The 22,973-nt window shown below is 68.8% G+C and carries 23 protein-coding genes and 1 riboswitch; of the genes, 11 read left to right on the forward strand and 12 right to left on the reverse strand.

Features of this window, described 5'->3' with window-relative positions:
• The first annotated feature begins 12 nt into the window (after positions 1–12).
• From JOD67_RS05625 to JOD67_RS05640, 4 genes are all read left to right on the forward strand, one after another.
• Positions 13–1,086, forward strand: coding sequence for a FecCD family ABC transporter permease (locus JOD67_RS05625; protein ID WP_239553733.1), 1,074 nt, complete (start codon positions 13–15; stop codon positions 1,084–1,086).
• A complete protein-coding gene (locus JOD67_RS05630) occupies positions 1,083–2,153 on the forward strand; it encodes a FecCD family ABC transporter permease (protein ID WP_205115957.1) in 1,071 nt (356 codons plus the stop codon). Before JOD67_RS05625 ends, JOD67_RS05630 begins: the two co-directional genes overlap by 4 nt.
• A complete protein-coding gene (locus tag JOD67_RS05635) occupies positions 2,150–2,986 on the forward strand; it encodes an ABC transporter ATP-binding protein (RefSeq protein WP_205115959.1) in 837 nt (278 codons plus the stop codon). Before JOD67_RS05630 ends, JOD67_RS05635 begins: the two co-directional genes overlap by 4 nt.
• Positions 2,987–3,201: 215 nt before the next feature.
• Complete coding sequence (locus tag JOD67_RS05640; protein WP_205115961.1) at positions 3,202–4,176, forward strand: hypothetical protein; 975 nt, start codon at positions 3,202–3,204, stop codon at positions 4,174–4,176.
• A 91-nt stretch (positions 4,177–4,267) separates the two neighbouring features.
• On the opposite strand, the gene JOD67_RS05645 is transcribed toward JOD67_RS05640, so the two are convergent.
• The 4 genes from JOD67_RS05645 to JOD67_RS05660 all read right to left on the reverse strand — a co-directional run bounded on the left by JOD67_RS05645 (position 4,268) and on the right by JOD67_RS05660 (position 7,294).
• On the reverse strand, positions 4,268–4,756 hold the full coding sequence (locus JOD67_RS05645) for an SRPBCC family protein (RefSeq protein WP_205115963.1): 489 nt from the start codon (positions 4,754–4,756) through the stop codon (positions 4,268–4,270).
• 10 nt (positions 4,757–4,766) lie between these two features.
• Complete coding sequence (locus JOD67_RS05650; protein WP_307782289.1) at positions 4,767–5,192, reverse strand: rhodanese-like domain-containing protein; 426 nt, start codon at positions 5,190–5,192, stop codon at positions 4,767–4,769.
• Complete coding sequence (locus JOD67_RS05655; protein WP_205115964.1) at positions 5,189–5,731, reverse strand: cysteine dioxygenase; 543 nt, start codon at positions 5,729–5,731, stop codon at positions 5,189–5,191. The genes JOD67_RS05650 and JOD67_RS05655 overlap by 4 nt, the downstream gene beginning before the upstream one ends.
• A gap of 168 nt (positions 5,732–5,899) precedes the next feature.
• Positions 5,900–7,294 carry an aminotransferase class V-fold PLP-dependent enzyme gene (locus JOD67_RS05660; protein ID WP_205115965.1) on the reverse strand — a complete coding sequence of 465 codons (1,395 nt, stop codon included), beginning with the start codon at positions 7,292–7,294 and terminating at the stop codon, positions 5,900–5,902.
• Between the two features lie 36 nt (positions 7,295–7,330).
• Positions 7,331–7,443: riboswitch (SAM riboswitch) on the reverse strand.
• Positions 7,444–7,611: 168 nt separating this feature from the next.
• Here JOD67_RS05660 and JOD67_RS05665 point away from each other — a divergent pair.
• The gene (locus JOD67_RS05665; RefSeq protein WP_205115966.1) at positions 7,612–8,769 is read left to right on the forward strand and encodes a sensor histidine kinase; all 1,158 of its coding nucleotides are present in this window, start codon (positions 7,612–7,614) and stop codon (positions 8,767–8,769) included.
• A complete protein-coding gene (locus JOD67_RS05670) occupies positions 8,766–9,431 on the forward strand; it encodes a response regulator transcription factor (RefSeq protein ID WP_205115967.1) in 666 nt (221 codons plus the stop codon). The genes JOD67_RS05665 and JOD67_RS05670 overlap by 4 nt, the downstream gene beginning before the upstream one ends.
• Here JOD67_RS05670 and JOD67_RS05675 read toward each other — a convergent pair.
• From JOD67_RS05675 to JOD67_RS05700, 6 genes are all read right to left on the reverse strand, one after another.
• Positions 9,428–9,841, reverse strand: coding sequence for a hypothetical protein (locus JOD67_RS05675; RefSeq protein ID WP_205115968.1), 414 nt, complete (start codon positions 9,839–9,841; stop codon positions 9,428–9,430). The genes JOD67_RS05670 and JOD67_RS05675 overlap by 4 nt on opposite strands.
• Positions 9,842–9,873: 32 nt before the next feature.
• On the reverse strand, positions 9,874–10,938 hold the full coding sequence (locus JOD67_RS05680) for a glycoside hydrolase family 43 protein (protein WP_205115973.1): 1,065 nt from the start codon (positions 10,936–10,938) through the stop codon (positions 9,874–9,876).
• Between the two features lie 26 nt (positions 10,939–10,964).
• Positions 10,965–11,795 carry a carbohydrate ABC transporter permease gene (locus JOD67_RS05685; RefSeq protein ID WP_205115974.1) on the reverse strand — a complete coding sequence of 277 codons (831 nt, stop codon included), beginning with the start codon at positions 11,793–11,795 and terminating at the stop codon, positions 10,965–10,967.
• Positions 11,792–12,760 carry a carbohydrate ABC transporter permease gene (locus JOD67_RS05690; RefSeq protein WP_205115975.1) on the reverse strand — a complete coding sequence of 323 codons (969 nt, stop codon included), beginning with the start codon at positions 12,758–12,760 and terminating at the stop codon, positions 11,792–11,794. Before JOD67_RS05690 ends, JOD67_RS05685 begins: the two co-directional genes overlap by 4 nt.
• Positions 12,760–14,040: an ABC transporter substrate-binding protein gene (locus JOD67_RS05695; protein WP_205115977.1), complete on the reverse strand. Its 1,281-nt coding sequence runs from the start codon at positions 14,038–14,040 to the stop codon at positions 12,760–12,762. Before JOD67_RS05695 ends, JOD67_RS05690 begins: the two co-directional genes overlap by 1 nt.
• A 218-nt stretch (positions 14,041–14,258) precedes the next feature.
• A complete protein-coding gene (locus JOD67_RS05700; RefSeq protein WP_239553734.1) occupies positions 14,259–14,957 on the reverse strand; it encodes an EcsC family protein in 699 nt (232 codons plus the stop codon).
• A gap of 95 nt (positions 14,958–15,052) precedes the next feature.
• Between JOD67_RS05700 and aat the strand changes: the two genes are divergently transcribed.
• The gene (aat, locus tag JOD67_RS05705) at positions 15,053–15,733 is read left to right on the forward strand and encodes a leucyl/phenylalanyl-tRNA--protein transferase (protein WP_205115978.1); all 681 of its coding nucleotides are present in this window, start codon (positions 15,053–15,055) and stop codon (positions 15,731–15,733) included.
• A 3-nt stretch (positions 15,734–15,736) separates the two neighbouring features.
• Here aat and JOD67_RS05710 read toward each other — a convergent pair whose 3' ends face one another.
• Positions 15,737–16,006, reverse strand: coding sequence for a hypothetical protein (locus JOD67_RS05710; protein WP_205115980.1), 270 nt, complete (start codon positions 16,004–16,006; stop codon positions 15,737–15,739).
• Between the two features lie 86 nt (positions 16,007–16,092).
• Between JOD67_RS05710 and JOD67_RS05715 the strand changes: the two genes are divergently transcribed.
• Genes JOD67_RS05715 through csaB form a run of 4 tightly spaced genes read left to right on the forward strand, consistent with a single transcriptional unit; the run spans position 16,093 to position 21,016 of the window.
• A complete protein-coding gene (locus JOD67_RS05715) occupies positions 16,093–16,971 on the forward strand; it encodes an Fpg/Nei family DNA glycosylase (RefSeq protein ID WP_205115981.1) in 879 nt (292 codons plus the stop codon).
• Positions 16,972–16,980: 9 nt separating this feature from the next.
• Complete coding sequence (locus tag JOD67_RS05720; RefSeq protein WP_205115982.1) at positions 16,981–18,294, forward strand: lipopolysaccharide biosynthesis protein; 1,314 nt, start codon at positions 16,981–16,983, stop codon at positions 18,292–18,294.
• Entirely contained in the window at positions 18,291–19,997 is a 1,707-nt protein-coding gene (locus JOD67_RS05725) for a DUF5693 family protein (protein ID WP_205115983.1), read from the forward strand. Before JOD67_RS05720 ends, JOD67_RS05725 begins: the two co-directional genes overlap by 4 nt.
• Complete coding sequence (csaB, locus tag JOD67_RS05730; RefSeq protein WP_205115984.1) at positions 19,994–21,016, forward strand: polysaccharide pyruvyl transferase CsaB; 1,023 nt, start codon at positions 19,994–19,996, stop codon at positions 21,014–21,016. Before JOD67_RS05725 ends, csaB begins: the two co-directional genes overlap by 4 nt.
• An 8-nt stretch (positions 21,017–21,024) precedes the next feature.
• Here the strand turns inward: csaB and JOD67_RS05735 are convergent, their stop codons facing one another.
• The gene (locus tag JOD67_RS05735) at positions 21,025–22,425 is read right to left on the reverse strand and encodes a hypothetical protein (RefSeq protein ID WP_205115985.1); all 1,401 of its coding nucleotides are present in this window, start codon (positions 22,423–22,425) and stop codon (positions 21,025–21,027) included.
• Between the last annotated feature and the right edge of the window lie 548 nt (positions 22,426–22,973).

Here is a 22,973-nt window from a genome sequence, read left to right on the forward strand (position 1 = left end):
CGGAGGGACTCCATGCCACGTTCCGCGGAGATGCCGCGCGTCTCGAGCGGTACGGCGGACACCGACGAACCCAAGCGGACCAGGACGACGACCAACGCGCTCCGGAGCTTGGGCCTGCTCATCGGCATCGGTGCCCTCGTTCTCGTCGTCCTGCTGAGCATCGCCGTCGGTTCGAAGCAGATCCCGCTGCCCACCGTTCTGCAGGCTCTGTTCGACTTCAACGGCTCGACCGACCACATCGTCATCCGCGACCTCCGCCTCCCGCGCACGCTGCTCGGCGTCGCGGTCGGCGCGGCGCTCGGCCTCGCCGGCGCACTCATGCAGGCGCTCACCAGGAACCCGCTCGCCGACCCCGGCCTGCTCGGCGTCAACGCCGGAGCCAGCGCCGCCGTGGTCACCGCGATCGGCTTCTTCGGCGTCACCAGCCTCACCGGGTACGTGTGGTTCGCGTTCGCCGGCGCCGCCGCGATCTCCCTCGCCGTCTACGTCCTCGGTGCGACCGGCCGGAGTGGCGCCACGCCGGTACGGCTCGCGCTCGCGGGGACGGCGATCGGCGCGGCGCTCACCGCGTACATCTCCGCCATCACCCTTACCAATACAGAGGTCTTCGACCGCTTCCGCTTCTGGGCCGTCGGCTCACTCGCCGGCCGCGAGTCGGACGTGGTCATGCAGGTGCTGCCGTTCCTCGTCGCCGGACTCCTCGTCGGCCTGTCCCTCGCCCGACCGCTGAACGCCCTCGCGCTCGGCGAGGACACCGGCAAGGCGCTCGGCGCGCACATCGGCCGGACGCGGATCCTCGGCGCCGTCGCCATCACGCTGCTCTGCGGCGCCGCCACCGCCGCCGTCGGGCCGATCGGCTTCATCGGGCTGACAATCCCCCACGTAGCAAGGGCAATCACCGGTCCCGACCAACGCTGGGTGCTCCCGTACTCCGTCGTACTCGCCCCGATCCTCCTGCTCGGCTCCGACATCATCGGCCGGATCGTGGTCCCGCCGAGCGAGCTCGAGGTCGGCATCGTCACGGCCGCCGTCGGAGCACCGTTCTTCATCTACCTCGTCCGCCGACGCCGGATCGCGCAGCTATGACCACCACTCTCGAGCAGCCCACACGCCAGCTTCCCGGCCGGGTCGTACGGACCCGCTCCGGCAGGTTCTCGTTCCGCATCGACCTCCGCGCGACGATCGTCTGCGTCATCCTCGTGGCGGCCTCGCTCGCCGTCGCGGTCGTCAGCATCGGCACCGGCGACTTCCCGATCCCGATCCCGGACGTGGTCCGCACGCTGCTGGGTGAGGGAACGCGGGCGACCGAGTTCGTCGTGCTCACGCTGCGGCTGCCGCGCGTACTCACCGCCCTCCTCGTCGGCGGTGCCCTCGGCATCTCCGGCGCGATGTTCCAGAGCCTGTCGCGCAACCCGCTCGGCAGTCCGGACATCATCGGCTTCACCACCGGCTCGGCGACTGGTGCGCTGATCGCGTTGCTGATCCTGAACCTCGGCACGATGGCGGTCGCGGGATTCGCCGTCGCCGCCGGCATCGTCACCGCGCTGCTCGTCTACCTGTTCGCGTGGAAGCGCGGCGTGCAGGGCTACCGGCTCGTGCTCGTCGGCATCGGTGTCAGTGCTGTGTTGACATCCGTCAACTCGTACTTGCTCACCCGCGCCGAGGTCCACGACGCGCAGAGCGCGGCGGTCTGGCTGACGGGCAGCCTGAACGGGCGAGGCTGGGAACACGTCCAGCCGGTGAGCATCGCGTTGCTGCTCCTCGTTCCTGCCGCGTTGTTCTTCGGTCGGATCATGTCGATGCTCGAGATGGGCGACGACGCGGCCCGCGCGCTCGGCGTGAACGCGGAACGTTCCCGCCTCGGGCTGATCGTGCTGGCGGTCGCGATGACCGCGGTGGCGACGGCGTCCGCCGGTCCGGTCGGTTTCATCGCGCTCGCGGCGCCGCAGCTCGCGCGCCGGCTCACCAAGCGGCCCGGTGTCGGCTTGTTCTCCTCGTTGTTGATGGGCGCGTTCTTGTTGGCGGTGAGCGACCTCGCCGCGCAACGCCTGCTCGCGCCGACGCAGCTGCCGGTCGGCGTGATGACCGGAGCGGTCGGCGGCTGCTACCTCGCTTGGTTGTTGGCCCGGGAATGGAGGTCGGGGCGGTCATGAACGCCACGAACGGACACGCGTCGAGTCGGTTGCACGCTGACCAGGTGCGGCTGGCGTACGACAAGCGCGTCGTCGCCGAGCAGCTGGATGTCACCATCCCGGACCAGTCGTTCACGGTGGTGATCGGTCCGAACGCGTGCGGCAAGTCCACCTTGTTGCGTGCGCTCGCGCGGATGCTGAAGCCTTTGCACGGCTCGGTGTTCCTGGACGGGCAGCTGATCTCCTCGTACCCGTCCAAGGAGGTCGCCCGCCGGCTCGGGCTGCTGCCGCAGACCTCGATCGCGCCGGACGGGATCACGGTGGCCGACCTCGTCGCGCGCGGACGGTATCCCCACCAGCGGCTGCTTCGGCAGTGGTCCCGCGACGACGAGGCCGTGGTCGCCGAGGCGATGGCGCAGACGGGTGTGACGGACCTCGCCGAGCGGTATGTGGACGAGCTGTCCGGCGGACAGCGACAGCGCGTCTGGCTCGCGATGGCGTTGGCGCAGCAGACCTCGCTGCTGCTGCTCGACGAGCCGACCACGTTCCTCGACGTCGCCCACCAGGTCGAGGTGCTCGACCTGTGCGCGGACCTGCACGAGCAGCAGGGCCGCACCCTGGTCGCCGTTCTGCACGACCTCAACCACGCGGCGAGGTACGCGACGCACCTGATCGTGATGCGTGACGGCGAGGTCGTGGCGACCGGTGCTCCGAGTGAGGTGATGACCGCCGAGCTCGTCGAGCGCGTCTTCGATCTGCGCTGCCGGGTGATCGACGATCCGGAGACGGGAACGCCGCTCGTCGTCCCAGCCGCAAGGACTCGTCTGGCCAACTCCGGGATGACCAACGGGTGAAGGCTTTCCACCGCGTCCGGTTTCGGCCTGGCGTGGAACGCCGTAGATGGCAGGATCATGGCCGGGAGCGGCAGAAAGAGCCTGAAACTCCTTCACAGGGACACCCGTCCTGACGAAGAATCGATCCGCACCCGCCCGGTTCCGTGCAGCCATGGGGTCAAACTTGGTCGCGGCCGGGAGGTACAGCGACCAAAACTCTGGGGAGGGCTTTCCACATGAGATTGCGCATTGCGCTCACCGCCACAGCCCTGGCTGTGTCAGGCACCGTGGTGGGAATCGCCGGATCGGCGCAGGCCGGCCTGGTCACCTTCTGCGATGGCGAGGGTGGTCCGGTCACCGTGCCGAACGACCTCGTCGTGGCTGCCGGCAAGGCGTGCACGCTGGACCGTACGGTCGTCCAGGGCAACGTGACGGTGCGCGCTGGCGCCGACCTGATCGTCGTCGGCGGACGGTTCGAGGGCACCGTGACGCTGGCTGAGGGCGCCTACTTCGACGCCACCGAGACCACGATCACCGGCAACGTCAGCGGCAAGAACGCGTACGGCAGCTACCTCGACTCGTCCGAGGTGACCGGCGCGGTCCTCGCCCGTGGCGACGCGGCCAACGCGAACGAGAACTTCACCTACGCCGTCAGCTCGACCATCAACAAGCAGGTCGACGCGCAGGCGAAGGGCGAGCTGCTGCTCGACGGTTCGCACGTCCTCGGGCTCGTCAAGGGCCAGGGCACGCGCTACACCGACGTGTACAACTCGGTGCTCGAGAAGACGCTGACGGTCTCCGGCAACGCCGAGGGCAGTGTGCTCTGCGAGAGCGAGGTGTACGGCGACAGCAGCTGGAGCGGCAACAGCGGTCACCTGCAGCTCGGCGCCGACGGCCCCACGGTCGAGTGCACCGGCGCGTCGTTCTTCAACAAGAACGTCGACATCTCCACCAACACCGCGTCGGTCGAGCTGTCCAACGTGATCATCCGCGGCAACCTGTCCGGTGACGGGAACGACCCGGCGCCGACCGGTGCGAACAACCGCGTCCGTGGCACCACGACGGGCCAGTTCGTCGACCTGCTGCCGCCGGCTCCGTCCGGCGCCCGCCTGGCCCCCGTCGACCACGCGGACGAGCTCGGCGCCAAGGCCGCCGAGCGCCGCGCGGCCGCCAAGGCCGAGGCCGACGCCGCTGGACCGGCCAAGCTGTAACTCGGTTTGGTTCGGCTGTAAGACCCCGGATGGCCGGGCTCGCTTCTCGCGAGTCCGGCCATCTTTCTTGTGCTGTTCAGCCGCCGCTGGGTCACGCGGTGTCGCGTACGTCCGTTCCCTGCTCGGCGAACGCCTTGAAGTCCTGCATGTACTGTTCGGTCTGCTTGCGGAACGCTCCCGGCATCACGAGCCCCACCAACCGCATCATGAGGCCGCTGAACCGATACTCGCTCTCGCTCTCCCAGAGCGTCTGGTCCGGACCCGCTTCGGTGAAGCGGTCGCGCACGACGCTACACATGCCCTGCACGGTGAGCTCGCGGTCGTACTGAACGACGGTCTCCGTCGGGAGCTGGCTGAGGTCCGCCGGCTCTCGTCGGGTGATGGTCTCGACTGCCTCCACCTTCTGTTGGCCCGTCTGGATGACCACCCGCGACTTGGTGCCGACCTCCCCATGCGCCCCGCTGATCGGCTCGTGCTCGACCAAGCCACGCAGCCATTTCGGGAAGTGGGCGGGGTCGGCGACCAGCTGGACCACCCGCTCACGTGGGAGGGCTACCTGGATCGAGACGGTGAACTTCATGAGGGCGACCCTAGAGCAGGAAGAGCGCCTCGGGTTCGGCTGTCGCCGGCTCCAGGTCCTCCCTTGTCCACGGCAGTCCGGCCGCCAGCCAGGCCGCGAAGCCGCCCGCGAGGTCGGTGGCGTGCCGGAGCCCGATGTCCTGCAGGGTCGCGGCCGCCAGGCTGGACGCGTACCCCTCCGAGCAGAACACGATCACCCGCAGGTCCCACCCGGTCGCCTGCGGCAGCCGGGCCTCGCTGGTGGGGTCGAGCCGCCACTCCAGCACGTTCCGCTCGATGACCAGCGCGCCCGGGATCGACCCCTCCGCGGCCCGTTGCGCGACCGGCCGGATGTCGACGAGCAGCGCGCCACCCGTACGCCAGGCCGCCCAGGCCTGCTCGGCGTCGACTCGGTCGAGCCGCTGCCGCGTCCGCTCGAGCACCGCGTCGATGGTCACCAGTTCACCCCCGCCCGCTCCGACGCCACCACCCGCAAGCGGTCGTCCTCCAGGACGTACTGCGTCATCGCGGTGAGCTCCGGCGCATACGCGTGGATGCTGACCGCGGGCTCGGTGCCGAAGTTGCCGACGTCGTGGATGTGCTCGTACCCGAACCCGCGCACCCGGCCCTCGTGGATCTGCCGGCGAACGACATCGACCGGCTCCAGGCCGCTGTTGAGGTCGCGCGGCCTGCGCGGGTGCACGGTGGTCTCGGTGAGCGTGCCGCGCACGACGGTGAACGCGCCGAGCGCCTCGCCGTGGTCGTGCAGGCCGGTGCTCTGGCCGGGCAGCCAGGCGATCAGCCAGATGTCGTGCTCGGGATCGAGGAACAGGCGCTCGAACCAGCGTTCGTCGCCTTCCCCGTACCGCACCAGTTCCTCCCAGAGGTCGGCGTCGGCGCCGATCCGGCGCACGAGCGCGGCCGCGGCGGCGACGGTCGGACCGACCGGTGGGGTGTAGCCGTTGTGGTGGCTGAACGAGAGCTCCGTGGTGGTCATCCTGGTCTCCAACGAATCCGATCGAACTGCTAGGAATTAGAACGTTCGAGGGGTACCGCTGGGGAGCTCTCAGGGGTGTGAGTCAGCCAGCGGTGCGCGCGAGGCGACACCGCTCATCGAAGTGGTCGCCGCGGCGACCGTTCCAGAACACGTCAAGCAGGAAGCGACTCACCATGCGGGCTCGCTCTCGCATGGCGCCGTGCCGGTGGCCACGGGCGCGTCGTCGTCGAGCCACTCCGGCGTCGGGCGCGGGTCGGGGCTCGGGGCCCAGCGGCCCTCGACGGTGTCGTACGTCCAGCGCGGGCCACGGGTGAGCAGCGCGTCGAGCGCGTCCGCGAGCCGGTCGACGTCCGCGGTCGTGCTGCCGGCGCCGAAGCTGGCGCGCACGGCGCCGTCGTTCGCGCCGAGGCGGCTCAGCAGCGGGTGTGCGCAGAACTTGCCGTCGCGTACGCCGATGCCGTGCTCGGCCGACAGATAGGCGGCGACGAACCCGGGGTGGTAGCCGTCCACGGAGAACGCCACCACACCGATCGAGTCCGGGCTGTCCCGCCAGATCTGGTGCACCTTTATATGGTCCAGCAGCGCAAGCCTGTCGAGCAGTCGATCCCGCAATGCGGACTCGTGTTCTTCGAGCGCCCCCTCTTCCAGGTCCGCGATGGCCGTGCAGGCGCGGGCGAGCGCGACGGCGCCGAGCACGTTCGGCGTCCCGCCCTCGTGCCGCTGCGGTGCGTCGGCCCACTGGGTGCTTGCGACGGTGACCTCGCGGACGGCGCCGCCGCCGGCGAGGTACGCGGGCGCCTCGTCCAGCCAGTCGCGGCGGCCGACGAGCACGCCGGCTCCGTGCGGGGCGTACAGCTTGTGCCCGGAGAACGCGACGTAGTCGACGCCGGTCTCCTCGAGGTCGATGCGGCGGTGCGGGGCCAGCTGGGCGGCGTCGAGGACGACGCGGGCGCCGGCGGCGTGGGCGATCTCGACGATCTGCTGGAGCGGGAGGAGCTCGCCGGTGACGTTCGAGGCTCCGGTGACCGCGACCAGGCTGGCCTTGCGGGCGTGCAACTCGGCTCGCAGCGCGATCAGCGTGGCGTTCTGGGTGGTGCCGGCGAGGACGCAGCGGTGGTTGACGCGCTGCCAGGGCAGCAGGTTCGCGTGGTGCTCGATGTCGAGGAAGACCACGCCGTCGTCGTTCGGCAGGCAGGTCGCGAGCAGGTTGAGCGCGTCGGTGGTGTTGCGGGTGAAGACGACGACATCGTCCTCGCGGGCGTTCAGGAACTCGGCGACCGTGGTGCGCGCGCTCTCGTACAGCCGGGTGCTGACCTGGCTCGCGTAGCCGGCGCCGCGGTGGACTGACGCGTAGTAGGGGAGGACCTCGTTCAGGTGCTCGGCCACGGACTTGAGGCTCGGCGCGCTGGCGGCGTAGTCGAGGTTGACGTACCGGCGCCACTCGCCGGTGACGAGCGGAACGCTGAGGTCGCCGCCGACGACGGGCAACAGCGGCTGGGCAGTGGTGGCGGCGCTGGTCGCGGTGGCCGGACAGGTCTCGGGCCGGGTGTCCAGGGCAGTCATCTCTCGAGTGGACCTTTCGGATCGGGGACCCGGAAGGTCCCGCGCTTGCCGTAACGGGTTCGGTACGACCTGGTCTTCACCCGGGGCACCCCACCGCGGAGGAGGGTTGCCGGCCAGCAAGCCGGGGCTATGCGCTGGCACTCATGACCACTCACGACGATAAGGGCAGCCATCCCATCGCCGTCGAGATATCTCACATCCCAAGACCACGTCTCACCATCCGGACACCCACTCGGTCGCTACTCCACCGGGCGTACCCGCGTGATCGACCGCCGGTCGATGTCAGAGACGGGCGCCGTGGCTTAGCGTTCGATGCCATGCGGACCGAATCGTGGCGGCGATGGCGCGAGGCCCATCCCACCCTCACGTCCGCGCTGCTCGTCGGCGGCATCGCCCTGGTCCAAGTCCTGGTCTCCACCTTCGCCCATCGCGGCCAGCCGCAACGGGTCGAGCCCGACTGGTTCGCGTACGTGCTGCTCGCCGCCGGCCCGGCGATGCTCTGGTGGCGCCACCGGTTCCCCGCCCTCGTCGTCATCGGCGCCGCGAAGGTCACGCTCATCTACATGCTGATCGGCTACCCGTACGGCCCGATCATCCTGAGCCCGATCGTCGCCGCCTTCTTCGCGATCGCGAACGGTCGGCGGCTCGCCGCCTGGGGCTCGGCGTTCGGCCTGCTCATCCTGCACTTCGCGGGCAGCCGCCTCCTGCACACGCCCGGCGGGCCGTCGCTGTTCCCCACCGCCATGCTCACGGCCGGCTGGATGGCGGCCATCCTCGGGGCCGCCGAGCTGCTGCAGCTGCGGACCAAATGGGTCACCGCACACCTGCGCGCCCGCCAGGCCGAGGCCGACACGAAGGTCTCCGACGAACGTCTTCGCATCGCGCGCGAGCTCCACGACGTGGTCGCGCACAACATCTCGCTGATCAACGTCCAGGCCGGCGTCGCGCTGCACCTCATCGACACCCAACCGCAGCAGGCCCGCACCGCCCTGACCGCGATCAAGCAAGCCAGCAAGGAAGCCCTGGTCGAGCTCCGTTCCGTGCTCGGCGTACTCCGTCAGGTCGACGAGCCCGAGCCCACCCAGCCGGCGCCCAGCCTGCAGCGGCTCGACCAGCTCGTCGCCCGTACTCGCCAAGCCGGGCTCGACGTCTCGGTCGACAGCGACGGAGAGAACGGTGCCCTCCCCCTGGGCGTCGACGTCGCCGCGTACCGGATCGTTCAAGAGGCGTTGACGAACGTCGTACGCCACGCCCACGCCACCCACGCGAAGGTCAAGCTCGACCACCAGCCCGGCAAGCTGGTCGTCAGCGTCGACGACAACGGTCGCGGTGCGGCGTCGACCGTGACCGGCGGAAGCGGGATCGTCGGCATGCGCGAACGGGCCGAGGCACTCGGCGGGGAGCTTCGCATCGGCCCGTCGCCGCAGGGCGGCTTCAGTGTCAAGGCAACCTTGCCCACGGAAGGCGCGGAATGATCCGAGTAGTGCTCGCCGACGACCAGGCGCTCGTGCGTGCTGGGTTCCGCGCGTTGATCGACAACGAGCCGGACATCTCCGTGGTCGGCGAGGCGAGCGACGGCGCCGAGGCCTTCGAGGTGGTTCGCCAGACGGTGCCCGACGTCGTGCTGATGGACATCCGCATGCCGGGGACGGACGGGCTCGAGGCGACGCGGCTGATCGCGAACGAGTCGGCGCTGAAGGACGTCCACGTCGTGATCCTGACGACGTTCGAGCTCGACGACTACGTCTTCGCGGCACTGCGTACGGGCGCGAGCGGCTTCCTCGTCAAGGACACCGAACCCGTCGACCTCATCCGCGGCGTCCGCGCCGTCGCGTCCGGCGACGCCCTCCTCTCGCCCAGCGTGACGAGGCGGCTGATCGCGGAGTTCGCGTCCCGTTCGAAGGACCCGGTCAACCTGCCGGACCTCACCATGCTGACGGACCGCGAACGCGAGATCGTCGCCCTCGTCGGTACGGGTCTGAACAACGACGAGATCGCCGAGCAGCTGTTCGTCAGCCCCGCCACGGCCAAGACTCACGTGAGCCGCGCCATGATCAAGCTGGGAGCGAGAGACCGCGCCCAGCTCGTCGTCTTCGCCTACGAAGCCGGCCTCGTCCGCCCCGGCTGGCTCGGCTAACCACAGCCGACCTGCCCATCGACCCGCGGCCACCGCTCCACATCGGCACCGACCCGCAGGAACGCGCCCTGGTCGCTGGGCGACAGCCACACCTCGAGAGCGCCGGCTCGCAGCCCCGTGTCCCTTGCGTCCGCCGGCAGCTCGATCCCCTGGCGCAGCCCCGCGCGGAAGCCGTTGCCGACCACGTTCTCCGGGTCGCGGAGGTAGGTGTGCGTCCCGACGTAGAGGAACGTCGACGACTGCCACTCGCAGTGCTCCGGCCCGAGATGGCTCACCATCCCCGGCCCGGGCACGGGCCGCCCGCCCTTCGTCCACTCCAGCTTCTCCTCGGCGGCGTACTCCGCCACCGTGGACGGACCCGAGCAGGCCGCCATGACGAGCAGGCCCGCCATTGCCAGCGCGGCTCTCATGCCTCGAAGACGCACGGGCGGCGCGGAAGGTTCTACCCGCCGCCGTCCAGGTCGGTCCGCTGGCGGAGGATCCGCAGGCCACCGTCGTGCTTGAACGCCACCTCGTACAGCTTGCCCCGCGCGTTCTCGAACGGCCGGTGCAGCACCAGCATCAGCTCCCCGGAGAACGACCGGAACAGCATCCCGTGCCCGCTCCCCTCCCGAACCAGCGGACGGCCCTGCGACCACGGCCCGGTCAGCCGGCCCGAGCGCGAGACCGCGTACGTCTGCACGTAGTCGCCTCCCACCGTGCCGTCGGAGTTCAACGCGTTCTTCGCCCATGTCGACCACAGCATGAGCAGCGCGCCGCCGGGCGCGCGATAGAGCTGCGGCCCGTCTGTCACGTACGGCAGCAGTTGGTGCGTCGACGGCGCCGGCACCTCCTCGCCGATCCACGATGCGTCCGAGCCCTTGAACAGGTGCACCGGATCGCCCTCGGTAGAAGTCAGATCCGGAGACAGCCGGATCGCCTCGATCGTCCCGTCGATCTTCTGTAGCCACTCGTGCGCGTACACCATCCACGGTTGCCCGCTCCGGTCCACGTGCAACGTGCCGTCCAGTGTCATGAACGACTCCGGTGGCGTCGGCCGCGAGGGATCCAACGGCACGAACGGCCCGAGCAGCGAGGACGACGACGCGACGATCGTTCCGCGCATGTAGTTGGGGAGCTGCGCCGGGATCCCGTACTGGTTCGGCGGCGGAACTGGCAACGGACGCGACGAGTTGTGCAGCGTCACGAACAGGTGCCAACGGTCACGCCACCGGTGCACCTCTGGCGCCCAGCCGCCCTGCCGGGCCCAGATCTCGCCCTCGGGAAGGGTGAACACGACCGAGGGCGCCACCCAGTCACGCAGGTTGCGGCTCCGGTAGACCATCGTCCCCACCCCAGGGACGCCGGTCATCGAGCGAACGTTCGACGTGTACAGGAAGTAGGTCCGCGTCGAGCGATCCGCCACGATGAACGGATCGTGCAGCGGCATCTCCGGCAGCCGCAACGTCGGTTCGGGAAGCTCGGCCGCGTGCGCGACGGACGGCCCGAGGGCCGCCGCCGCGGACACGGCTCCGACAAACGCTCGCCTGGAGGTCACTGCTTGAGCGCCCCCGCCGCGAGGTCGGCCAGGAACTGCCGCGCACCGATGAAGAACACGATGAGCAGTGGGATGACCGCGAGCAAAGTGCCCGCCATCACCATCGAGAAGTCCGTCGCGTACACCCCGAACAATTGCGACAGCGCGACCTGCAGGGTCAGCTGCTCCGGGTTGATCATGATGATCAACGGCCAGAGGTAGTCGTTCCACTGGCCGATGAACGTGAAGATCCCGAGGAACGCCAGCGCCGGACGCAGCAACGGGACCGCCACATTCCAGTACTGGCGAAGGAAACCGCACCCGTCGATCCGCGCAGCATCGAGCAGCTCCGAGCTGATCGCACCCTCCGCGTACTGCCGCAACAAGAAGATGCCGAACGCGCTCACCGCACCGGGAATGATCAACGCCTGCAGGGTTCCGACCCAGCCGAGCTGCGCCATGATCGCGAACTGAGGCACGATCGACAGCTGCCCCGGCACCATGAACGTCGCCAGCAGGAAGATGAACAGCACGTTCTTCCCCGGGAAGTCGAACTTCGCAAAGGCAAACGCAGCCAACGAGGAGAAGAACAGCACCAGCACCGTCGTGATACCAGCGACCAGGAAGCTGTTCCAGGTCGAGCCCCAGAAGTCGATGCTGGCGAAGACGTTGCGGATGTTCTCCAGCAGATGCGACCCCGGCACCAGCGCCGGCGGGTAGCGGAAGATCTCCGGCGTGGTGCGGGTCGCCATGAGAAACATCCAGTAGAACGGGAAGATCGAGAGCAGCACCCCGAAGATGAGGAGCAGGTGGGTGACTGTGCTCTTGACGCGTTCGCCCGTGGTCATGACCGCGCTCCTCTCCGGATCCGAAGCCCTCTGGTTCCCGTCCCCTGCACGAGGCGCCAGTTGATGATCGAGAACAGGATGATCACGATGAACATCGCCCAGCTGAGTGCGGCGCCGTAGCCGAAGTCGTTCAACGTGAACGCCTGCTGGTACAGGTAGAGCGAGATCGTCTGACCCTCACTGCCAGGGCCGCCGGCGTTGCCGAGCAGCAGCTGCGGCTCGGTGAACAGCTGCAGACCACCGATCGTCGACGTGATCACCGTGAACAAGATGATCGGCCGGAGCATCGGGACCGTGATGCGGAAGAACACCTGCACCCAGCTCGCGCCGTCGACCCGCGCGGCGTCGTAGAGATCGTTCGGAATCGCTTGCAGGCCGGCGAGATAGATCAGCGCGTTGTAGCCCATCCAGCGCCAGATCACGATCGCGGCGACCGCGATCTTGATCGGCCACGGCTCGGTCAGCCACTGGACGGGCTCGACGCCGATCCACTCGAGGAACGCGTTGACGAGGCCGAACTGGTTGCTGAAGATCGAGCCGAAGATCAGCGTGATCGCGACGATCGAGGTGACGTTCGGAATGAAGTACGCGATCCGGTACGAGCCCTTGGCGCGGATCTGCTGGTTGAGCAGGAACGCGACCACGAGCGCGATCGCCAGCATCGGGATCGTGGAGATGATCCAGATCTGGAACGTGTTCAGCAGAACCTTCCAGAACTGCGGGTCGCTCAGCAGGAACTGATACTGCGCGAACCCGACGAACTGCATGTCGCCGATGCCGTCCCAGTTCTGGAACGACAGGTAGATCGAGAAGACGATCGGGAACACGCCGAAGATCGCGAACAGGATGTAGAACGGCGAGATCGCCAAGTACAGCGAGAGAAGCTCGCGCCGCCGGCTGATCTTCGTGGGCGTGGCCGGCGGCGGTGTCGCCTTCTCGGGTGCCGCGATGGGTGTCGTCGTCATCAGATCAACCCCAGGTGGGAGAGCTGCCGGTCAACCTCGCGCAGCGCGTCCTGCCAGGCCCGATCGGGATCCTTGCCGGCGCTCCACGTCAGCGTGAGCTGGTCGGTGAAGCAGGGGCCGATCACGTTGTCGTACGGGCTGAGGTAGACGGGCTTGACTTCCTTCGCCGACTCGGCGAACACGGCGTTGGTGACCTGCCCGCCGAAGAACGGGTCCTCGACCTGCGCTCGCGGGTCGTCGAGCGCGGAGGCGGCCGCCGGGTAGAGCTTGTACTCGTTCAGCCCGTAGACGAGCTGGTTCTCCGGCGACTGCACGTACTTGACGACCTCCCAGGCGGCCTCGGGGTCGCGGCAGTACTTCGTGATGCCGAGGAACGAGCCGCCCCAGTTGCCCGGACCGTCCGGCGCGCGGCACAGCCGCCACTTGCCGGAGGTGTCCTTCGCGCCGTCGGCCATGATCTGGGCGACCCAGACCGCGCCGACCAGGCTCGCGACCGCTCCGGTGGAGACCGCGGCGTTCCACTCCGGTGAGAAGTTGGCGTCGATCCGAGCGGTCAGCTTGCGCTCGTTCGACTCGATGGCCAGGTCCCACGCGCGCCGCAGGTGCTCGCCGTCGCCGATGAAGCGGTTCTGCTCGTCCATGTAGCGCTCGCCGCTCTGGCCGACGACGCGGTCGAACACGTCGTTGCCTCGCGGCAGCAGCTTGACGTCGGGATTCGCCTCGACGAGCTGCGTGCCGAGCTCGAAGAAGCCGTCCCAAGTGGCAACGCGCTGGGCCACCTCGTCGGGCTCGGTCGGGAGGCCGGCGGCCTCGAACAGGTCCTCGCGGTAGTAGAGCGCCGTCGGCCCGGTGTCCATCGGGAAGCCGATGAACCGTCCGCTCGGTGCCTGGCCGCGCAGCCACTTCCACTCCAGGTACTGCGACTTCACCTCCTCGGCGCCGAGCTCGTTGAGGTCGAAGAACTGGTCCTCGTCCGGGAAGTAGGTCGCGATGTCCTCGTTCAGACCGGTGACGTCCGGAACGTACGCCTTGCCGGCCAAGCTGGTGAGCAGCTTCGCGCGGAAGTCGCCGCCGATCTTCTGCGCCGCCAGTTTGACGCCGGTGTCCTTGGGCGTCTTCGCGAGCAGCGTGTCGCTGATCGAGCGGTTCCAGTACCACATGGAGATCGTGTCTTCCGGCGCGAGGTAGGCGCCGCGTCCGCACCCGGCCGTGCCGAGTAACGCGGAGCCCAGGAGCCCCGATGCCGTCCCCGCGAGAAGCTGTCGTCGTGTCAATGCCATTCGGCCCACCTCGCTGTTCGAGGGACGGACTGCACCCGATCAGTCCTGTCGAAGCGCTTCGCTAGCGCAGGGTACGGCCGAGTGACGGCGCGGGGAAGTGATCGGCCAGGACTGGACATCCCATGTCCTGAGGCTGCGCCGAGAGAGACGTCAGTGCGATGCGCGGAGAGATCGATTACCCGCGCGAGCTGGAGCGACGCCAAACCTACCTAGGTAGATTACGTCTGGTCGGCGGGCAGGGCCTTGTGGCGCCGGGGCAGTGCCTTCTCGGCGTACTTGCCCACCCGGTACGTCTCGACGCCGTCCACCACCGCGCCGACGCCGCCGCCGAGCAGCGGGATGCGCCGGGCCGCGACGAGTCCGAGCCGCTTGCCGCCGACCTTCAGGCCGAGCGCGGCCGAGATCTCGGTCGCGAGCTTCTTGTCCAGCTCCGGGTCGTGCACCGGTGCGGTCGCGATCGCGAACGGGGTGGAGGGGAGCTTGCCCTTCTTCACCATGTCGTCGACGGTGTCCTCGCCGAGCAGCACGGCGGTCACGGCCGTACGGACGCGCGAGTCGTCCACGTCGTACCCGCGCAGGTGCGCGATCGCCCCGACCATGCGGACCTGCAGCACGGCGAGGCCGGTGAGGTTGGCGGGCATCGAGATCGGCAACAGCAACAGGCCGCCGAGGCTGGTCAGGAAGCCCTGACCGCCCGCCATCGCCGTGTGCTGCTCGATGACGGTGCCGATCGCCACCGCGGCGTCACCGTTGGCCTTCGCCAGCTCGCGTTCGGCATACGCGCGTGCCCCGAGGAACCGACTCTTGCCCTCCATGGCGGTCGACACGACCGTACGAAAGAACCCGGATGCGGCCTGCGGCGCCAGCGCGCGGGCCCTCGGAAGGATGTCCCGCGTCACCATCTTGCCGACCTCCATGAGGTGTTCACCCGGCCCCTCGCCGCCATAAATGGACGTGCCCCTGCACCTTACGTCGTCCGGGGCTGGTCTGCCGGGCAGCTACGTTTGACCCCGTGCCCATAGAACCGCCGCCGTCCCGGTGGGAGTTCCCGCCGGTCGAACGCGCGGGCTCCGACGACCTGGTCGGACAGGGTGCTGACCTGGAGCCGGCGACGTTGCTCGCGGCGTACCGGCACGGCATCTTCCCGATGCCCGTACGCCGCCGCCAGCCGATGCTCTGGTGGTCGCCGGCGCAACGCGGCGTGCTCCCGCTGACCGAGCTCAAGGTGTCGCGATCGCTGCGCCAGTCGTGCCGGAAGTTCGAGATCCGGGTGGACACGATGTTCGGCGAGGTGATCCGGTCCTGCGCGGCGCCGGGGCGCGAGGGCGGCTGGATCAGCCCCGAGATCCTGGCCGCGTACGAACGCCTGCACGAGCTCGGCTGGGCGCACTCGGTCGAGGCGTGGACGCCCGACGGGCGGCTCGGCGGCGGGCTGTACGGGCTCGCGGTCGGTGGGTTGTTCGCGGGCGAGTCGATGTTCTTCCGCGAGCGGGACGCGTCCAAGGTGGCGCTGGTCGGACTCGTGGACCTGCTGCTCGAGGACGGCGAGACGAACCGGCTGCTCGACCTGCAGTGGAAGACCCCGCACCTGGCCTCGCTGGGCGCGACCGCGGTCGAACGTACGGAGTACCTCGATCTGCTCGGCAAGGCGCTCACGCTGCCTCTGCCGGCCGCCTTCGCGGGGCGGAGCTAGCTCTCAGCCGGCGTGCCGGCCGCGCGGCTGGTCCTCGTCCTCCGGCATCGCCAGCCGGTCCGCGCCCAACCCAGCGGACAACACGTCGATCAGCACCGGGACGTCCCGGGCTCGCATCCGTAGCGACGCCACGCAGACGCTGTCGCGCCAGATGGACAGCACCGCCACCCCGGCATCGGGATGCCAGGACACCCGCAGCGAACGATCGCCTCCGCGCGCGTCGATGAAGACCTCGCCATGGACTGGCAGGGTCGTCGCGGTCGACTCCGACATGAGCCGATAATGCCGCAGCCGGATCCGTTACGCATCAATCTCGGCGGTGGACGCGAACTGTCGGTCGGTAGGCGGACAATGGAGCCATGCCCGAGCTACCCGAGGTCGAGGCGCTGGCCACGTTCCTGCGCGACAAGGCGGTCGGCCGTACGTTCACGCGTGTCGACGTGGTCGCGATCAGCGCGCTCAAGACGTTCCAGCCGCCGATCACCGCGCTCTACGGCCGGACGTTCGGCGCCGTCGCCCGGCACGGCAAGTTCCTCGACATCACCTGCACCGCCGAGGGCGAGCCTGACGTGCACTTCGTCCTCCACCTGGCCCGCGCCGGCTGGCTGCGCTGGGTGGAGAACATGGCCGACACGCCGCCGCGGCCGGGCAAGGGCCCGCTCGCGCTGCGTGTCCACCTCGGCGACGGCATCGGCTTCAACCTCACCGAGGCCGGCACCCAGAAGCGGCTCGCCGCGTACGTCGTCCACCAGCCGTCCGACGTGCCCGGCGTCGCGCGGCTCGGCCCGGACCCGCTCGGCGACGACTTCACGCCGGACCGGTTCCGGCAGATCCTCACCGCGGCCAAGCGCGCCCAGCTCAAGGGCGTGCTGACCGAGCAGGACCGGATCGCCGGCATCGGCAACGCGTACTCCGACGAGATCCTGCACGCCGCGAAGCTGTCGCCGTTCAAGCCCGCGAGCGGCCTGAGCGACGACGAGGTCGGCCGCCTGTACGCCGCGATCCGCGACGAGCTGACCGAGGCGGCGAAGCGCTCGGCGGGGCTCGCGGCCAAGGAGCTGAAGTCGGACAAGAAGACCAACATGGCGGTGCACGGCCGGACCGGCCAGGCCTGCCCGGTCTGCGGCGACACGGTGCGTGAGGTCTCGTTCGCGGACAAGAGCCTGCAGTACTGCGCCACGTGTCAAACCGGTGGAAAACCCCTCGCCGACCGCAGGCTGTCCAAGCTGCTCAAGTAGCCTTCGGCGGTGCGTTCCGCCTCCTCCCTCGGTTCTGCCATGGTGGCGCTGACCGTTGCCCGGTTGGCGTCCGTCGCGGCCACGTTCCTCGCCGGCGTCGTCGCCGCGCGGCTGCTGACGCCTGCCGAGGTCGGTGTCGCCGGCGTGGGGCTGACGGTCGGCTGGGCGGTCGCGATCGCCGCGAACGGCGGGCTGAACATCGCGGCCGTCATCCACCTCGGCGAGCGCGCCGAGCCGCGGGAGACGATCGTCGCGCGGTTCATCGGCTACCTGATCGGCTCGCTGGCGGTGGCTTTGGCGCTCACCGCCGCGGTCGCGCCGTTGGTGGGCGCGCTGGTCCTGGAACGGCAGGCGCCCTGGCTGTTCTTCGCGGCGGCGGTGCTCGGCGGTGCGACGATCGGCTACGAGCTGACCGGGGCGCTGCTGCTCGGGCTGGAGCAGCGCCGGTCGTACGTCATCGCCGACCTGCTCCGCAGCGGCGCGACGCTCGGGCTGACCGCGCTGGTGCTGGTCTGGCTGAGCCGGTCGTCTTCGGGTTACGTGTTGGCGACGGGGCTCGGGGTGATCGTGCCGGCGGCGTTCGCCGTCTTCATGCTGCGGCGGGCGACGGGGTCGCTGCGGCCGCGGTTCGAGTCCGCGCACTTCAAGCGCACGATGAAGCTGGGGATGGCGGGGCAGGTCGGCAACGTGCTGACGTTCCTCAACCTGCGCTTCGACCTGCTGCTGGTGCCGGCGTTCGTAGCCCTGGACCAGGCGGGCATCTACTTCGTGACCACGCGGGTGGCGGAGGTCATCGGGCAGGCGTCGACGGCGGCCTCGTCGATGCTGTTCCCGCACGTTGCCGCGCAGACCGACCGGTCGGACACCTCGACGACGGAGCGCGCGAGCCGGCTGACACTGCTCGCGACGCTGCTGTCCGGCGCGGTGTTGGCGGCGCTGGGGTCGTTCATCCTCGGCTTGTTCTTCGGACCGATCTATGTGGCCGGCACCTCGACGTTGCTGATCCTGCTCGTCGGCATGCTGCCGCTCGCGTTGTCGCGGGTGCTGGCGGCCGACCTCAAGGGGCGCGGGCGTCCGGGGCTGGTGTCGATCGGGACGGGGATCGGCGCGGTCGTCACGGTGGTCGCGGACGTGATTCTCATTCCCCTGTGGGGGATTCGCGGTGCCGCGGTCGCGTCGGTGCTGGCGTACACAGTGTCCGCGGTGATCCTTGTCGTACAGTATCGCCGGGTGAGCGGTGGTCGGGTCTTGCTGTTGTTGCCGCGTCCGTCGGACGTGATGGATGTCGTACGGATGGTGCGATCTCGCGTGGGGCGCCGGTGAGGGCTTCGCGGATTCTGCTTGCCTGCTTGGTCGCTTTGGCGTTCGCCGCGCCCGCGTTGGTGCTGCGGGTGTCGGCGGAGGTGCGCCCGGGGTCGGTCGGCGTCGCGGTCGCCGAGTCGGTGTTGAACCACTGGCGGGAGACCGGGGTGCCGGACTCCGAGGTGAACGGCGCACTGGAGTCGGCGGGGATTCGTACGGCGGTGTTGGGGATGCCGTCGATTCGCTCGTACCTGGTGGACGGCGAGGCGCAGATCCTGGAGAGCGGCGACCCGTTGCTGATGAAGGGGTCGGAAGACTTCGTCGCGGCGGTGCGGTCCCGGTTCGGGTCGGCGGTGACGGTGAAGGACGAGGTCGTCAGCGTCGCCGGCGTTGCTGGTGCGTTGGACAAGCCGCTCGGGTATCTGCCGGCGCGGGTCGCGGAGCTGCGCGCGGCGGGGCTGGACCTGGTGCTCGCGTTGCCGTCGCGGGAGCCGGACCTGGACTGGTTGCAGCGCGAGATCACGGCGACCAAGGCGCAGTCGGTGCTGCTCGCGGGGTCGTCGCCTCCGGCCGCTTCGCTCGCCTCGTACCTCTCGTCGCGCGGCTTCTCTCTTGTGGTGTCGGACTTCGTGCCGGGTGACGGGCTGGTGTCGTCGTACGGGCAGCAGTTCGGTGGGGCGCTCGTTCGCGCGCACCTGATCGAGCTCAAGCGCAGCGACTCCCTGTCGACGCTGACGGTGCGCGCGCGGCGGGCGGAGAAGGAGCGCGGCGTACGGCTGATCGTGCTCCAGACTCCGCCGGACTTCCCGGGCGCGGGGCCGGCGCTCGACCAGACGGTGGCGCTGGCGGACTCGATCCAGCGCGAGCTCCCCGCGGGCCTGAGCGCGGGCACGCCGACGCCGCAGCCCCTGGTGGCGCCGTCGTTGCTGGTGCGGTTGGCGACAGTCCTCGCGGCCGTTGCCCTTGCCACGTTGGCGATGCTGGCGTTGCCACGTTCGCCCAGGCTGGTGCTGGGGTTGGTCGGCGCGTTCGGTCTGGTGGGTGTGGTCGCGGCCGTGGCCAACCAGCTCTTCATGTGGCAGCTCTTCACGTTCGCCACCGCGGTCGGCGGCGCGGCTCTGGCCGTACTGACGCGGCGGTACCTGCTGGGCTGCCTGGTCGCGGTGACGACGGGCCTCGTGGTGGCGGCGCTGGGTGCGCAGAGCACGTTCATGAACGGGACGACCTCGTTCCTTGGCGTCAAGGCGCTCTTGCTCGGGCCGCCGGTGATCGTGGCGGTGTTGGCGGCCATCGACGTGGGGCCGCGCAAGCTCCGTTCGCTGGTGTGGCCACTCCGCCCGTGGCACGCGCTCGTGGGCGTCGTGCTGGTGTTGGGTGCGGCGTACTACCTGCTGCGGTCGGGCAACTACGGGCTCGTGCCGGACTTCGAGCTGGTGTTGCGGGACCGGTTGGACGAGCTGATGTACATCCGGCCGCGCTTCAAGGAGGCGCTGCTGGGCTTCCCGGCCCTGTTCGTGGCCGCCCAGTGGAAGGGCGACGCCCGCTGGCTGTGGGCAATCGTGGCGACAGTAGGGACGGCGAGCGCGGTGGACTCGTTCGCGCACTTCCACACCCCAGTCCTGGCGGCGCTGCTTCGTACGGGCTACACGATCGTGATCGGGCTGGTGCTCGGGTTCGTGATATCCCTTGTGGTGAAGGCGATCGTGAAGAGAGTGCGCGCATGAAGCTAGTGATGCTCGGCTACTTCGGCTTCGGAAACGCAGGGGACGAAGCCATCCTGGCCGCGGAGCTCACAGCCCTCCGCACTGCCCTCGGCGCCGAGACCACCTTCATCGCGGTATCAGGCGACCCAGCGGAAACCCGAGCGACCCACGGCATCGAGGCGGTCTCGCGCACGGACTTCCGCGCATTGATCACGACCCTCCGAGGAGCCGACGCGCTGATAGCCGGAGGGGGCAGCCTCCTCCAAGACGTGACCAGCGCCCGCCCGGTGGCGTTCTACGCGGGGACCATGCTGATCGCCCGAACCCTCGGCAAACCAGTCTTCGTGTACGCCCAAGGCCTGGGCCCCATCACTCGCGGCTTGAACCGCCGCCTAGCCGGCTGGGCGCTCCGCTCAGCGACCTACGTCTCCCTCAGGGACGAATCCTCGATAGCCCTCGCCACCTCCCTAGGCGCTCGCAATGCAACGCTGGTCCCCGACCCCGTCCTGGGAACGACGTTCGCCACCCACCCCCAAGACCGCCTGGCCATAGCCCTCCGCCCCTGGCCAGGCACCTGGCTCCCCGCGGTGAAAGCAGCGTTGACGGACCTGGCCAAGGACACAGAACTGGTCTTCGTGCCGTTCCACGGAGGCCAAGACGTCGACCTGGCCCACTCCCTAGCCACCCCGCTAGGCGCCGAGGTGGTGGAGCCAGGCGACTACGGCAAAACCCTGGAAGCCGTAGCCACGTCCAAAGCCACCCTGGGCATGCGCCTCCACGCCCTCATCACAGCCGCGGCCGCCACCCGCCCCTTCGTAGCCATCGCCTACGACCCCAAAGTGACAGCCTTCGCGCAGCTGACAGCCCAACCCCTAGCAGCAACGCTCCCCGAACCCCCCACCCCCGACACCCTCATCACCCTCACCCGCAAAGCCCTCGAGGGCCCCGACCAGAGTTACGTCGAGACCCTCGAGACCCTCAAATCCGCCACCCAAACCCCCACCCAAGCCGTCGCGTCCCACCTCCGCCAGCAGGCGTAGCAGGGTAGCTATCCGAACGTGACGTCGAACGACATCGGCTTGAACCTCACCGTCCCAGAAGGCTGATATCCCTTCGGCTGGCCAGTGACCCGCCAGACCGGGTGGTAGCTCACCCGGAAGGTCTTCACTGCCTGATCGACCTCGAAGATCGGCCACAGAGTCTGGTTGTCTCCGTCCCAATCGCCCGAGGCTTCGCCGACATTCCGGTACGTGACGCCCTTAGCCTTCGCTGACGACGAGTTCGTGAAGTCTCGCTCGATGCTGAAGCTAAAGTTGTCGTACTCATCTTGGGCGTCGGCAGTTTCCAGGACGAGCCACATCTTGTTCTTGGCTGCCCAGCCCTTCATGGGATGGAACGGAGTCAGCAAAGCATTGACGAATCGGATGGTGTGACTGCCGTCGAACACGAAGGTGGGAAAGCCGGGGTTGACGCTATCGAGGTGGACTTTTCCCGTTGGGTACTGAACGTTCAGCCCCGCTGACAACGCCTCAGGAACCGCATCGGTGACCTTTCCCGTCGTAAACGAGATGGTCTGGACCCGACCACCAGCAGCGATTTCCAGCGTCGCGGAGACTCGGTCCTTAGGAACGGAGACGACCAGGGTGCCCTGACCGTCGAACGGCAAGGCGACCCGCCCCGTCGACGTCACCAGAGTGAGTGCGCCCGAGACCTGAACGATCTTCTCCTTGGGAAAGGGATCGTCACTGGTGTTGTAGTCCTCGCCTCCGATGTAGACCTCGGACCACATACCGTCAGACACGCTGAACTCGCCCACCAGGAACACCTCGTTCGGGGCCGCAACCCGCGTTCCTTCGCGAGTCTTGACCCGCCCCGTTGTCCCTGCGGCTCCGAGTTGGTACTTGCGATTCGGCGTCTCCACCGGTGAGCTGTCGAGCTTGAAGGGCTTCTCGATCTTGACCGTGTCGACGAGAGAGACCTGAGAGTCTCCCTCTCCCGCGGTCGTCAGCCCGATGAAACCCGCACCCGCCGACGGAGGCGGCGGAGCAGCGACCTTGTCAGCGTCGTCCGGCGAGGTCTTGCCGTCGGGGCGGAAGAGGACGGCTCCTGCCGGGATGTTGGACCCCTTCGCGTTGGCGGACGGGTCGATCAGTTGGTAGCCGCCTTCGATGGCCGCGCTCTCGAACTTGTACGTGTCCCAGACGCCACTCCCCACCGCGTCCGGCGAGTCCGTGCCCGTCTGCCCGGCGGAGTCGGACTCCGGCTCCTCGGTGAAGTGCCGAGCCGGCCCGCAGAACGCCAGCTGGTCGATGTCCTTCGACTCCTCACCCTTGCTGAAGTAGCACCGGGCCTCCTTGTGAACGGTCACCCGTTCCTCGGCCAGGTCGGCGCGCCAAGACTCCTCGACCTTCTCGAGGAACTGGTCAGGATCCTTGACCTGTTCGCCCATGACTCGCACCGACCCACCGCTGCAACTCGTGGCGAGTAGCGCGGCAGCCAGCAGGACGACTGCGATGGATCGGTGTCGGACAGCGTTCATCTCGGATCAAACCCCCGAAGACGGCATACGTGGGCAGACATCGTAAGTCGAAACAGAGAGGTCGTGGGCGGCCCTACGTATGAGCCTGTGGACAACCAGTCGGGTCCGACACCGTTGTTGTGCCGACGCTGGTGTCGTAGGCGCCAAGGTCGTCGAGTTGAGCTGTCAGCGCCTGCTCGTAGACTGCGGTCGCCCCGATCCAAGGCCGCCATCGGAGGCGAATAGTCTGGTTACGCCCGTTTTGATCATGTCTTCTCGCGCCGAACCACTGCTCGAAGCTGAGACGAGGCCGACCGGGTTACCCACAACAGGGGGACCCGGGGGCAGCGCGAGAGGCGCCGAGACGCTTATCGTGACTACAGCCGGCAAGCAACCGAGAACAGTAAGGTCATGACGGAGCCAAACGAAGCCACCACGCCTCTCTCCCGGATGCGCTTCTCGTGGCAACGGGGGTCGGG

It is taken from the genome of Tenggerimyces flavus, from assembly GCF_016907715.1.
GTDB lineage: Bacteria > Actinomycetota > Actinomycetes > Propionibacteriales > Actinopolymorphaceae > Tenggerimyces > Tenggerimyces flavus.